Below are 13,781 nucleotides of genomic sequence, written 5' to 3'. Positions count from 1 at the left end.
GAAGGAAAAGGGTTAGAGGCGATCGAATTTCACCGTATTACTCCCACGGATGGATCCGATAACTTCCCTACTCGGAGCGGTTCGCTTAGAATAGATACAAGATATGTAAAATTTCGTAACTTTACGCCCGAGTCGGCTGACCCATGACCTTAGCTACCTCTCTTTTTGCGCCGATTGAAGAAGACCTACAAGTTTTAACCCAAAACTTGAAGCAACTCGTCGGCGCGCGTCATCCCATCCTGTTCGCGGCAGCCGAACATCTGTTCGAGGCAGGGGGAAAACGAGTGAGACCGGCCATTGTGCTGCTTGTCTCCCGTGCGACGATGCCCGATCGGGAAATCACCCCGCGCCACCGCCGCCTTGCAGAAATCACAGAAATGATTCATACCGCTAGTCTAGTACACGACGATGTCGTGGATGAATCTCAAGTGCGGCGAGGTCTACCAACAGTTCACAGCAGCTTCGGAAACCGAATCGCGGTGTTAGCCGGAGACTTTTTATTCGCGCAATCCTCATGGTACCTGGCGAACCTCGACAGTTTGGCGGTTGTCAAGTTGCTCTCTGAAGTCATTAAGGACTTTGCCGAAGGTGAAATCCGTCAAGGCCTGAGTCAGTTCGATACGGATCTATCCTTAGAAGCTTACTTAGAAAAAAGTTACTACAAAACGGCTTCTCTGATTGCCAATAGTAGCAAAGCCGCAGGAATTTTGAGCGGAGTCAGTGACGAACTCGCGGAAGATTTGTACGCTTACGGTCGTCATTTAGGGCTAGCATTCCAGATCGTTGATGACATTTTCGACTATACCAGCTCGACAGAAACCCTGGGAAAACCGGCGTTTGCCGATCTGGGCAGCGGAAATTTAACGGCTCCGGTTCTCTACGCTTTAGAAGAGCAACCCGCTTTAGAAACCTTGATTTCGCGAGAACTGACCGAAGTGGGAGACTTGGAAAAAGCGATCGCTCTGATCGAAGATAGTCGAGGTATCGAGCGATCGCGCGAACTAGCCGCCTATCACGCCAAACTCGCTGCGAGCAAGCTCAACGGACTCCCGAACTGTCCGCACCGAGAAGCGTTAACCCGGCTCGCGGATTACGTCCTCAATCGCCTTTACTAAATCCCTCGCCAAACCCAGGGGGATACAAGTACAGCGTCCGTTCTTGCGTTCGGAGTCGCTTGTCTGTTTCGATGCTGCTCCAACAGAGGTTCCCCAGTCGATGGAATTCTATTGAGACTCGATCGGGGTGTGAAAAATCCCGTATCCGGGCAGTTGCTAGCGGCTCTTATCTCCATGGACGTCCCAAACCCACCCCCGGAACATCCCAATGGGATTCCATACCCAAATTGACCCGCACTCAACTTCCACATCCATGGCTATGTCGAAGGTTTAAGCCATATTGGGTGGAACGTTCGCCCCAGGTGCGCTCAATTTTTGCTGAAGCTGGATTTGAATCAAGCGTTGTAAATCCGATCGCTTGACTTCTGTCCCGCGCTCTGGGTTGCCGGGAGCCTCAAAAAAAATGGTGCTATCTACATTTTCGAGCGCTACCATTTGAAACAAAATATGAGTAACCGGCAGCCCAACCGCGACTAGGTTAGGATTTAAAGAGGCACGAACGCTTGCCTTCGCATCTTCCATCGTTGAGAAAGCGTAGATCGCCTTCTTCTCTCGATCGGGTTGGGCGCGATTACTTAAGGTCGTCAGCATCCAGTTTCGATCGAGAGTTTGCAAGATATAGTATTTGGCGTGAACGAGTTGACCGGCCATTGCTTTAAGTACGGGAGCGATCGTCTGAATAATTTGAGGCGTCGTGCCGTCTTGGGGGGCATTTTCAATAAGTACTCGAATTTGTGCATCTACATTCATTTTCAGCGTACTGGAGCAATTGGGATTAATTCGAGTGTAGCGGTTTAGGGAAACTTACAGCAGGGTAGCCAAGAAATGCTCCGCCAGAAAAACCGATCTGGGGATGATGGGTTTTCTTCAAAGCAGAGCTGTCGAGATCGAGGAATCGAACTCAATCCGGTTTTCATTGGGTTCGAGGGATCCAGGGTACATCGAGGTTATACCAACAGACATTACAACCCATTCAGGAACTTGAGTGCCACCATCTCCCTCGGCAGTCGAGTCCAAAGCGCATGAGCGCGAGCATCTACACAGAACCAAAGACGTCCGTAATCGCTCATCCCCACATTCCCATCAAAACTACTGAGGCTGATTTGATTGAAGTTATGCTAGGGTCTATGTTGACAGCAAGCCAGCATGAGGCAATTCGCCAAAGCGAAGCCGCCACATTTCAACTGGTGTTTAACGAACTCAGACATTCCACCAGTGCTTCCGAGCAAAATTGTCGGGATGTCGCCACGCGGCTATCAGCAGAAGTAGCTCGCACTTGCACTCAAAGCGAGCGCATTCGCTCGTCGGGTAAATTAGAAGCATGGGCAACTGAACTCGCCAGACATCGTTTGAAACAATGTTTGGAGTATTATCGACTCGGTTCCCTCAACGGACGGGTGGAACTGCACGGTACTCTCAGCGCGATCGTCTATCGTTATATCGCTCCCTCTCACGTGCAATCGAGCTACCAAGCGCGAGTGCATTTAATTGAGGACTTCTTGCAAACGTTTTATGCAGAAGCGCTCAATGCCCTGCGACGGGAGGCGGAACTCCCAGCCACCTATTCCCCGAAAACCCTTTTGGAAGTGTCGGAATATATGTCGTTTACCGAGCGTTACGGCAAGCGTCGCATTTCCCTGCCTGGAGGTCGCAGCCAACAGCTGATTATCTTACGCGCGCAAACTTTTTCCAAGCAGCAGCCTCCGGAAACCACGATCGATATGGATCGAGCCGCAGAAGGAACGATGTTAGATAGCGATACCCATCGCGATGATGCGTCCGCCGGACAAGTCCGGGAACAAATCGTCTCTCAAGAACCCGATCCCGGTGCGGGTTTGCTGCGCCAAACCGTTATTCGGGAGCTAATTGCCTATTTGGACGAACAGGAACAAAGCCAGTGCGCGGATTATTTCGTTCTTCGCCTGCAAGATTTACCCACCCACGAAATAGAAGCCATTCTCGGCATTACTCCCCGCCAGCGAGACTATTTACAACAGCGGTTTCGCTACCACCTGACTCGATTTGCCCTGTCCCATCATTGGGAACTGGTACACGAATGGTTGGAAGTCGATCTCGATCGAAATTTAGGACTCACACCGAGCCAATGGGAGGAATTACACGAATATCTCAACGAGGAGCAAGTGGAATTACTGACGCTCAAACGCAAAAAACTTCCTGACTCCGAAATCTCACGGAGACTGGGATGCACCCCATCCCAACTCAAAAAACGGTGGTTTAAACTACTCAAATATGTTTGGGAAATGCGTAACCAACCCTAACGATTGCGATGAACTGTCCGGAGAAGGTGTATCTACGAATGAATAATGACATGAATAGAGACGACGAAAGCCGTTTCTTGGCTTGGCTGAACCGAGAGTCTGCGGAAGAAGAATGGGAATTTCCCTCAACCACAAGAGAGAACGAGTGCGATCGGCACGAACCCCATTTTTCCGATTCCGATCCGGAGGAGATAGCAAACCTTGGGAAAGAAGAGTTATACCCCTTTAACTCAAAGCAATCTTCTCTGGATGCCGACTTCAACGAACAAGAAGAGTTACTGACGCATCCAGACAGTCAATCCAGTCATTTAGGAGAAATACCAACCGTGCAACACCGTTTTGAAGCGTTAATTAAGCGCCGACTCCAAACAGAAATTCAAAAAACCCCACCTTTATTTCCATGGGAAACCGAAGTGCGCGAGTACAGCACTGATACATTCGACGAACTCGCAACCGTTGGAGTTCCCAGTCGGCTGTGGAGCACTCAACTCAAAAATCTGAGACTCCCCGTGGCTCTGCCGGAAACACTGTTAAAATCGCTCTTGGCTCGATGTCAAGAAGTGGTCGATGCTTCGGTACGGGAAGGCGAAAAATGGGTGCGAGCGGTGGAAGATTTGTTTCCCGATCGCTCCTCGGAACTGTACGAACTCGCTGGGATGGTGGCGATGGGACCGGTTCGCCTCGCTAGCGAAGAAAAAGAAAGTTTGCCCAAGGCTTACGAAGCAGCCACCCCCAAACAGCAAATGGTTTTATCGTTAATGGCTGCTCGGGAAATTTTGAACGCACTCAAGCTGAAAGTTTCCGCCAGCGAGCCTAGATCGACCCGAGAATGGTTGACAGAGGCTGGGGTACTGACCCTGGAAGCGGAATATCAACCCCATCGTTGGTTGGGTCAGCTGCGGATCCAAGCGAAACTGCCTGAAGGGGGACGGTTGCAGTTTAAAGGAGCGGGCGCTCTGGCGACGGCACAACGTGACGATGCCGGTTCTTTGAGTGTAGAACTGTTTGACGTGCAGCCCCAGCAAACTTATACCTTAGAAATTACGTTGGACGATCGCGACGGCGCTCCCTTTACGTTTGCGATTTATCCGAGTGCGTAACCCCTCTGGTTTAACCCGTTGGGACAGGATAAGTGTGAAGGGAGAAGCTGGAGTCTCGATCTCGCTTCGGACTCTTTCTCAACCTCGATCGCATCTCCACCACCAATATTAGGAGCTTGACTTCTGGGCGTTGTCGCCATCGCTGTTCCTCTCGATTTCGAGATTGTCGCCCGATCGGCAACGTCTGAAGTTCGGGATTTGAGTCTGTCGGTTCGGTTCAAACATCGGGATTGAATCGTTTGGTAACCCAGTTAATGACACCGCTGAGAATCGCTCCTCCCATGAGCAAACCGAGGGCGGGATTGAAAACCGGTTGCCACAGTTTTAACCAAAGTTCCCATCCCAGTGCGATTCCAGTCGATTTACCGATAACAGCGACGGCAAACCACCCAAAAGCAAGGAAAACAAAAAATACGTCGGCAACTAAAATTCGATTTAACCAGGTAATAACTTGTTCTTTCATGTATCTAAGTTTGCATAAAACGATTAGATATAGGTTTTACGTTTATTGAGTTTTCTCTTGTTTTGCGATGATATTATCTTAGCCAAACAGACAATCTAAAACTTAAGCCCATATTCCGCAGTTTTAACTGGCACATGTGACTTGTATCGTAAAGTACCGTACGAGAATTAGATATTGCAATTTCCCAACAGCTTACAAGATTTTGGAGATTTTTCAGCTCTTTTGAGTCGATTTGATGGGAAAGTGGGGTTACTGAGATAGTTAAGACTAGAAGGAAGTAACCCCTTCGCCCACGAGCTTGAAGACATCGATACTGCACTCATCACAGGTGCCGATCGTCGTCTCGGCGGCTTCTTTGGGCACTAGAGTAGCATTATTTGCCCGAACGTACCAACGTGCTAGCATGCCAAAAGTCGGTTTCGCCCGGGAGAAAGAGGCAAGTGCGGCGGCGAGTAACGGGAAATGTTCGTTTTTTTCCACCATTCGATCGCCTTTGACATAAAGATCCACATAAATAATTTCTCTGGCGGCGATATCCAATAAAAACGGAATCCAAGTCCGACTGTCTCGATTCGCGTTCACTTTTTGGGAAACGGTTTTCGCGTCGAAGGTTTGTCGATCGCCTCCCACCTCCTGTCGATTCATCCAGCCGGCATAACAGGCTTTCAGCTGTGAGAATTTCTCTCCGGCATATTGCAGAATCGACGGTAAGATATAGCCACTCTTGAGATAAGCTAAACGAAAATCGATGAATTCTGCCGCTCCCATGGGAGCCGATTGAATGTCACCGCTGTGAACGATATTTCGACTGGAGCCATAATGATTCCAGGCAACATGACCCGCAAACTGGAAGTTGTCGTCCAATTTCATCGCACTCAGATCTAAATCTGTGGTGTGGGTGCTTTGTTGCCAATAGACAAACAATCGGATGACCGGTTCGGTGAGGGCAATTCGGGAACCCCGACCCAGATTCAGCAATCCGTCGGATTGTTTCCTCGCTTGTAAGGGTAGCACCAGTTTATCGATCGCTTCATCGATCCAAACGCGCTTCCACGGTTTAGTTCCCCGCAGTTGAGTCAGAATTAACGTATCGATGGCTTCCAAAACCGACGATACCTCCCCCAGAGGTTTCCGCTTGCCAATGGCGTAAGGCTTACCTTGTTTGTTGATGACGGCTCGATTGCCTTCATACCGAACCGCACAGTAGGCACTCATCAGCAGCGGTAGCGGTAAGCGATCCACGCGATCTTGCAAGCTCAAAATGGAGGCGGCCACTCTGTCCGGTTCGCAATCTTGGAGCAATCGAGTCAACTGACGCAAAAAGAGAGAAGGTCGTGGGAGCAGTTTGTCGATGCGCCTGTTGGGGGGTGAGTTGACGATCGAAGATGCAAAACTGACGATGCGATCGTTGCGCAAATCATCAAAGGCTTTAGCCACGGCAGGAAACCGTTTGGCAAAATCACCTGGGTGCAGCCACCTCGATAAAGAAATCCACAATCGCTTGTAGCGTAATAGGTCTTCGGGTAAAGCCGGACAAGTATTCAGGAAGCCGACGATTTCCCGACGTTGAGGTTTGGAAAGTTTTAGCCCTTTTAGATCTACAGGTTGCGCCAGAGAAACATCTTGAGCGCGAAGGAACGCAAACATCCGCAGTAAATCGGTGGGAGTTTTAACGACAATTTTGCCTAATTTTTGCCATGACCAGGCGGCACATCGCGCTAAGGTTTCCTTGACCCGAATCTTTTCCAAATCGATCTCGATGCGGAGTCGATCGAATAGAGTCAAAAGATCTTCCCAAAGTGCTTCTTTAATCGGTGTGGTGCTGTAGACTAAATCGAGCACCCACTTGTTTAATTTTTGTTCGGCTTCGTCGGGGCTGACGAAGGTCAGAATAATCCATTCGGTATGGGAGTCATTGAGCCCTTGCGCTTGCATTTCGATCGCCTTTTGCCACAAATCCTCTCGTTGCATTTGAGCGATCGGATCGGCCCCAAATCGGGACATGTCGGCAAATGTATCGAGTCCAAAAAAACCTAAAATTCTCCGAGCGAGATATTCTCCGTCGTTGGGTACATCGTCTGGGAAGCGAGAAAATAACGGAACGTATTTGGCATTCGCACCGCGCATTTCTTCGAGTATCGTTAAGGTGGCACAAAAGTCTTCTGGAGAAATCGAGATGAGGCGATCGAGGTTGCCAATTCGATAACCCAACTGTCCGAGCTCCAATTCTAAGACTTTACGTTGGGATAAATTGAGAGGTTGAGAGAAGTTGCTCGAAGAGCGATCGATCCAACAATGCAAGCGCCGCAACGCAATTTTATCGATTTTATTCATAGATACTCACAAAGATTAGAGAATATGAAAAATACATTCAAGAAGATTAGATCTCGAATGGGTTCTATATAGCAATTCTCAGTAGACGGAGGTACACCCAAATTCTATTTCCTATTCCCCGTTTCCGATTCCCCATTCCCTAAAATCAGAAACTCTGTACCTCATGAGTATGAGAAGCGCTATAGTTTATAGACAAAACTAAATTTATTTTCTATAAAACATTCATAAATTACTTTCCCCTTTAACCTCCTCCACAAAGGGGAAAGGTCTATGACTTCAATGGGAACCTCACAACTCTCTGAAGAGAGAATCCCATAAGCTTTCTCTTTCTACCCAAGTATAGAAACGAGAAGCCAGAGAGCGCGATCGCTCCCGCACGCGGTCGATCGATTGATAGAATCAATTATAATAGTCAGTTATCTTGAATCTCAAAAGTTAGCATCACCCATTTTTTATCTTCCTCACCCTTTCTTTTTTGGAGGCAGTCTCTTGAAATTTTGGAAATTAGCCAGCTTATTTTATCTGGCAGCTTCTATCTATATATTATGGCTAATCAGACAAGTTGTTTTACTTGCATTTACGGCGATTGTTTTTGCCACTGTACTCAATAGCCCCATTCGCAAGTTACAGAAAGCCGGTATCAAAAAACGGGGAGCCGCGGTTATCGTGTTTGTGGTAACCAGTTTAGCAATTTTAACCGCTGTTTTTTGGAAGATTTTTCCGTCAATTTCCAATCAGTGGCAACAATGGGTAGAAATCGGACCATCGGGCATCGAACAACTTCAAGCAAGATATCAATGGCTGAGAATTCCGAGAATTGAAAAAGTTTTAGAAGATATTCAAAGCATTCAAGAAATTTTAAATCACTTGCAAACTTACGGAAACGGCGTTTTTAATGGATTTTTTACTATTTTCTCCAATTCGGTAGACTTTCTTCTCAATTTTTTGCTGGTCGTTGTGATTACATTAATGCTTTTATTCGATCCAAATTCATATCGAAAAGCATTTATGAGCTTATTTCCCTACCCTTACAAGCCCAAAGTTTCTCGAATTTTATCTCGATGTCAAGAATCTCTCTTGGGTTGGTTTGTAGGAATTTTATTTAATATGACTGTCATTGTTGCTCTCAGTAGCGTAGGTTTATGGCTGTTGCGCGTACAACTGCCGATCGTCAATGCTTTAATTGCTGGTTTACTGACATTTATTCCCAACGTCGGACCATTTTTGAGCGTCATTCCGCCAGCGGCGATCGCCCTACTCGATGCTCCCTGGAAAGCCGGTGCGGTCATTGGACTCTACATCGGCATCCAGCAGATCGAAAGTAATATTTTAACCCCGATCGTCATGAAACGGGAAGTGTCTTTATTACCCGCCGTCACCCTCTTATCCCAAGTGACCTTTGGCATCTTTTTTGGTTTTTTGGGCTTATTTCTCGCACTGCCCCTGGTGGTCGTCATTCAAGTTTTAATTCAAGAGCTTTGGATCGAACGAATTCAACCGAAATTAGAAGAAAATCAGCCCAAAATTTTGGAACAGAATCGAGAATTATTAAAATCTTGACCCCAGCGGACAGCGCGATTGCTCGTAACGTTACAGCGAAATGATATAAGGTGAGTTGATGCGGGTGACTTGGCCGGCATCGGTGAGGGCTTGATACACCATTGCTGCAACTTCTGCCCGCGTCGCATCCTTAAAGGGATCTAATTGGGAAGGAGAAGGATAGTTAAGAACGATCCGCTTTTGGGTTGCCGTTGCCATCTGCGATCGCGCCCAACTGGGCAAACTCTCAGCATCGGTATACCGTCCGAGCAAACTCTCCGACCCCCCATATAACCCCAATCCACTCACCAGAGAAATCATCACCTGAAAGCGCTGTACGTTGGCATTAGGTTCAAATTTCTCGGCCGAAACCCCCGAGAGAAATCCCCCCTGAGAGGCCGTTTGAATGGCGCGGTACGCCCAGAAAGTTTCGGGGACATCGCGAAATCGGACCGCAGGACGCTTGGCGCGGGGATTAAACGCTTGCGTCAACAGGGCCGCGTATTGAGCGCGGGTCATCGTAATATCCGGTCGAAACGTCCCATCTTTGAAACCGCTGATGAAATCCTTATCGGCTAAACCCACGATGAAATCTTTCGCCCAGTGGGATTCGATGTCCCAAAATTCCAATGTCGGATCGTCATTGGGAATCACGATATAGGGAGAGTTGATGGGTGTGGCTTCCCCTCGGTAAACCAACGCTTGGTAAATCAGGGCCGCCACTTCAGCGCGGGTTACATCCCGCAAAGGATTGAGACGATCGATTTGGGGAAAGTTAACCACTAAGCGGCTGTAGGTAGCCGTGGCGACGGCGTTGGTGGCGTAGGTGGGAATTTGAGCGCGATCGCTGTAAATATTTAACGTATCCGGTCGTCCGCCACCGAGTCCCAATCCCCCCACCAGGGATAACAGTGCCTGAATGCGGGTTAAATTCTGACCCGGACGGAACGTATTATCGGGAAAGCCGGAAATAAAGCCCATGCGATTGGCTTTGATTATGGCGTTGTAGCCCCAAAAATCCGTCGCCACATCCGCAAAATTATTGGCCCCCCGTTTGAAATCGATCGTAAACGCTTGGGCGATAATCGCAGCGTATTGGGCGCGGGTGATACTGGCTTCGGGGCGGAACGTCCGATCTTTAAACCCGCTGATATACCCTTTATCCACCAAACCCCGAATAAACGCTTCCGCCCAATGTCCGTCGATATCGACCAGTCCAGTGGGGGTGGGACTGGGGATCGGCGTCGGACCTGGGGTGGGGGTTGGTGTGGGACTCGGACTGGGTGTGGGACTGGGTGTGGGACTTGGGATGGGACTCGGTGTGGGAGAAGCATTAGCCACCAAATCCACCAATCCCTTCACTTTAGTGGGGTTGACTTGATTTCCCGCAGAGACGACGGTGTGCTTGGTGGCATTTTGCAAATCGAACTGACCGTTCTCGCGCAAAATATTACCCCCCGGATCGGGACTGCTGCCGAGATCGACCTTGGCATTACCAATTAAAACCAAGCCATCTTGGGTATTCTTCTCGATGGTGTTATTTCGCAAGACCGGGTAAGCGTCATTGGCCAGAATCACTCCGGTGCGATTTTGAGCGATGGTATTGCCTTCAATAAGGGGGGCGGCATCATCGCCAACGGCCAGACCCGTCCCCGTATCTTGGCACAAATTCCCCCGCACTTCTCCCTTGGCTTGCCCCACAATCCAGATGCCGTAGGAGTCGTTCTGGATGCAAACATTATCGCTGACGATCGCTTTTGCCGTTCCGGTAACGCGAATCCCCTCTCGCTTGCAATTTTTGAAGGTGCAGTTGGAAACCCTAGGATTCCCCGATTGAATCCAGACCCCCGTACCGCGAACGGCGGTATTCGTCACCGCGACCCCTCGCAACTGAGCGTCGTTTTCCAAGAGAACGGCAATATTTTGTCGACCGTCGCTGGTATTGACATTGCCGCCACCGGAGATTTCGATACCATTACCTTTACCCGTTTCCGAACCGATGACGGTCACCTCTCGAGGAATCGTTATCGGAAATCGTTCGCCGGTTCCAGTACTATACGTACCAGGAGAAAGATGAACGGTACTGCCCGGTGTCGATTCGCCCAAGGCATGGGTAAGACTTTTAAACGGAGTCGATGGGTTTCCAGGATTTGTATTGCTACCCGTGGCAGGGTTGACGTAAAAAGTAGGCACGATCTGACTCTCCTATCGCGTTGGGAATGCTAGCGTTTTAATTTTAGATGGCGATACATTTGGAATAAGGGGTGAGATCGGGGGGCAATAATTTCACAATTTGCAAAATACTTCCGCTACAAGAGATACAAATTACTCCATCAATTCTTATTATCTCCCAATAGGTTTGGGTGTGTGACAGGGCGATCGCCCCTTGTCCCCTTTTCCCATTGTCCCCCTTGTCCCCATCTCCCCAAGAGCCAGTCTCGGTTCCTACCAACAGAAACGCTAAACTAAATTAAGAAAGCTTATCTGCGATCGAACATCACCTCAAGGCAGTACATACCGAGTAGTTTTTATGAAACGTTCCTGGACACACGCCGCTATCGAGCGTTTATGGGGAAAATCATCAACGCCTAAACTCAGCCATCGCAATCCCCAACCCGCATCGCGCAAAACGCCGGCAAAATCCCTTCGCCGTTGGCACTCGATTGCGGCAAGTTGGGCGATCGTCCAAACGTTAATCTTAGGAGTCCCTGCCCTAGCCGAGGGGGAACGGGATCCCCTTTCTTACGGCGAACTGCTCGAAAAAATCGAAGCGGACCAAGTGCAAGAAGTTGAAATCGATCCAGCCCAGCAACTGGCGGAAGTTCGTCTGAAAGACCAGGCGGAAAACGAAGCGCCCATCAAAGTCAAACTCTTCGATCCGATGTTCGAGGAGGAGTTAGTCCGAACGCTGCGGGAGAATAACGTCGAGTTCGGCAGCAATCCCACCCCGGATAACAGTGCGGCGTTGGGGATTCTGGCGAATTTAATGTTGGTGTTTTTGCTCATTGCCGGGTTGATGACGATCGTGCGCCGCAGCAGCCAAGCGGGAAACAACGCCCTCAACTTTGGTAAATCGAAAGCCCGGTTTCAGATGGAAGCCAAAACCGGCGTGATGTTCGACGATGTAGCCGGGATTGAGGAAGCCAAGGAAGAACTGCAAGAGGTGGTGACGTTCCTCAAGCAACCGGAACGTTTTACCGCCATTGGGGCCAAAATTCCCAAAGGGGTGCTGCTCGTTGGGCCGCCGGGAACGGGTAAAACCCTGTTGGCAAAAGCGATCGCTGGGGAAGCGGGGGTACCGTTCTTTAGTATTTCCGGTTCGGAATTCGTGGAGATGTTCGTCGGGGTTGGGGCCTCGCGGGTGCGAGATTTGTTCCGCAAAGCCAAAGATAGCGCGCCGTGCATCGTCTTCATCGACGAAATCGATGCCGTCGGCCGCCAGCGCGGGGCCGGTATCGGTGGTGGAAACGACGAACGGGAGCAAACCCTGAACCAGTTGTTAACGGAAATGGACGGGTTTGAGGGCAATAACGGCATCATTATTATTGCCGCCACGAACCGTCCGGATGTCTTGGATGCGGCGCTGTTGCGTCCCGGTCGTTTCGATCGCCAAGTGACGGTAGATTTGCCCGCCTACAAGGGTCGGTTGGGAATTCTCGAAGTCCACGCCCGCAATAAGAAAATCGCCCCCGATGTTTCCATCGACGCGGTGGCCCGTCGCACGCCGGGATTTTCCGGGGCGGATTTAGCCAACCTGCTCAACGAAGCGGCTATTTTAACGGCCCGACGGCGGAAAGAGGCGATTACCCTGCTCGAAATTGACGATGCCATCGATCGCATCACCATCGGCATGAGCCTCACGCCACTGCTCGATAGCAAGAAAAAACGGTTGATTGCCTATCACGAGGTGGGACACGCCCTACTGATGACCCTGCTGAAAAATTCCGATCCCCTCAACAAGGTGACGATTATTCCGCGATCGGGCGGTGTTGGCGGCTTCGCCCAACAAACCTACAACGAGGATATGGTGGATAGCGGTCTGTATACTCGGGCTTGGCTGATCGATCGCATCGTCATTACTATGGGGGGACGTGCGGCCGAACAGGTGGTGTTTGGCGATGCAGAAGTCACCATCGGCGCGGGGAACGACCTCAAAGTGGTGGCAAATCTAGCCCGGGAAATGGTCACTCGTTACGGAATGTCAGACTTGGGACCCTTAGCCTTGGAGAATCCGGGGAACGAAGTGTTCTTGGGTCGGGATTTGATGTCGCGATCGGAATATTCCGAACAGATGGCGACCCAAATCGATCGGCAGGTGCGCTCGATCGCCTTTCGGTGTTATGAAGAAGCCTGTCGGATCGTCCGCAAACATCGTCCTTTGGTCGATCGGTTAGTCGATGCCCTCCTCGAACAAGAAACTATCGAAGGGGAACAGTTCCGTAAAATTGTGGCCCAATTCACGGAGTTACCGGAACGCCAACTGGTGGCAGCTGCCTCAGAACCGACTCCAGCGAACGAGAAAAACGACCGACAACTCGAAGAACGTTTATCGTAACCAATCGCGAGCGGGGTTGCGAATCATCGAAGCGATCGCAACCGCTATTAGGCGTGAAGGGGAGTCGGGAGGCAACGAGCGCTTCGCCAGCAGGATACTGGTGAAGCTGGGACTATCCTAATCCAATGTCAGTTCGGGTTAAGAGTCGATTGTTAACTGGCATCGACGAGAGAATGCAGGTTTGAGACCGACAAATCCTGAAAATCAGTAACCCTAGAATCAGGGTTTCAGCTTATCCCGAACTCGCGTTAATTCAACGTCAGTTTTGGATAAGACTGTTTCCGGTGAGGGCGGGGAATGGGGAATGGGGAATAGGGATGAAGTACTTTGCTCCCCAGCAACCAGATGTAGCCAGTGCGATCGCTTCGCTCATCAAGAGGCTTGCCAACCGCCCGA

The 13,781-nt window shown here is 49.8% G+C and carries 9 protein-coding genes; 5 read left to right on the top strand and 4 right to left on the bottom strand.

Going from position 1 to position 13,781, the window contains the following annotated elements; genetic code table 11:
• The first annotated feature begins 143 nt into the window (after nucleotides 1-143).
• Nucleotides 144-1,115, top strand: coding sequence for a solanesyl diphosphate synthase (sds, locus tag AC2215_RS05385; RefSeq protein ID WP_486808937.1), 972 nt, complete (start codon nucleotides 144-146; stop codon nucleotides 1,113-1,115).
• Nucleotides 1,116-1,385: 270 nt separating this feature from the next.
• Here sds and AC2215_RS05380 read toward each other — a convergent pair whose 3' ends face one another.
• Complete coding sequence (locus tag AC2215_RS05380; protein WP_486808936.1) at nucleotides 1,386-1,865, bottom strand: hypothetical protein; 480 nt, start codon at nucleotides 1,863-1,865, stop codon at nucleotides 1,386-1,388.
• A 377-nt stretch (nucleotides 1,866-2,242) separates the two neighbouring features.
• On the opposite strand from AC2215_RS05380, the gene hetZ reads away from it, so the two are divergent.
• Both hetZ and AC2215_RS05370 read left to right on the top strand, forming a co-directional pair.
• Nucleotides 2,243-3,394, top strand: coding sequence for a heterocyst differentiation protein HetZ (gene hetZ / locus AC2215_RS05375; RefSeq protein ID WP_486808935.1), 1,152 nt, complete (start codon nucleotides 2,243-2,245; stop codon nucleotides 3,392-3,394).
• A 50-nt stretch (nucleotides 3,395-3,444) separates the two neighbouring features.
• Complete coding sequence (locus AC2215_RS05370; RefSeq protein WP_486808934.1) at nucleotides 3,445-4,494, top strand: hypothetical protein; 1,050 nt, start codon at nucleotides 3,445-3,447, stop codon at nucleotides 4,492-4,494.
• 217 nt (nucleotides 4,495-4,711) lie between these two features.
• On the opposite strand, the gene AC2215_RS05365 is transcribed toward AC2215_RS05370, so the two are convergent.
• Nucleotides 4,712-4,957, bottom strand: coding sequence for a hypothetical protein (locus AC2215_RS05365; protein ID WP_486808933.1), 246 nt, complete (start codon nucleotides 4,955-4,957; stop codon nucleotides 4,712-4,714).
• Between the two features lie 267 nt (nucleotides 4,958-5,224).
• A complete protein-coding gene (locus AC2215_RS05360; RefSeq protein WP_486808932.1) occupies nucleotides 5,225-7,291 on the bottom strand; it encodes a TerD family protein in 2,067 nt (688 codons plus the stop codon).
• A 489-nt stretch (nucleotides 7,292-7,780) separates the two neighbouring features.
• Between AC2215_RS05360 and AC2215_RS05355 the strand changes: the two genes are divergently transcribed.
• A complete protein-coding gene (locus tag AC2215_RS05355) occupies nucleotides 7,781-8,851 on the top strand; it encodes an AI-2E family transporter (RefSeq protein ID WP_486808931.1) in 1,071 nt (356 codons plus the stop codon).
• A gap of 30 nt (nucleotides 8,852-8,881) precedes the next feature.
• On the opposite strand, the gene AC2215_RS05350 is transcribed toward AC2215_RS05355, so the two are convergent.
• Nucleotides 8,882-11,023, bottom strand: a complete 2,142-nt coding sequence (locus AC2215_RS05350; RefSeq protein ID WP_486808930.1) for an S-layer homology domain-containing protein — start codon at nucleotides 11,021-11,023, stop codon at nucleotides 8,882-8,884.
• 337 nt (nucleotides 11,024-11,360) lie between these two features.
• Between AC2215_RS05350 and ftsH the strand changes: the two genes are divergently transcribed.
• Entirely contained in the window at nucleotides 11,361-13,385 is a 2,025-nt protein-coding gene (gene ftsH / locus AC2215_RS05345; protein WP_486808929.1) for an ATP-dependent zinc metalloprotease FtsH, read from the top strand.
• The last annotated feature ends 396 nt before the right edge of the window (nucleotides 13,386-13,781 follow it).

Source organism: Zarconia sp., assembly GCF_057467645.1.
This window is presented reverse-complemented; position numbering and strand designations above follow the sequence as displayed.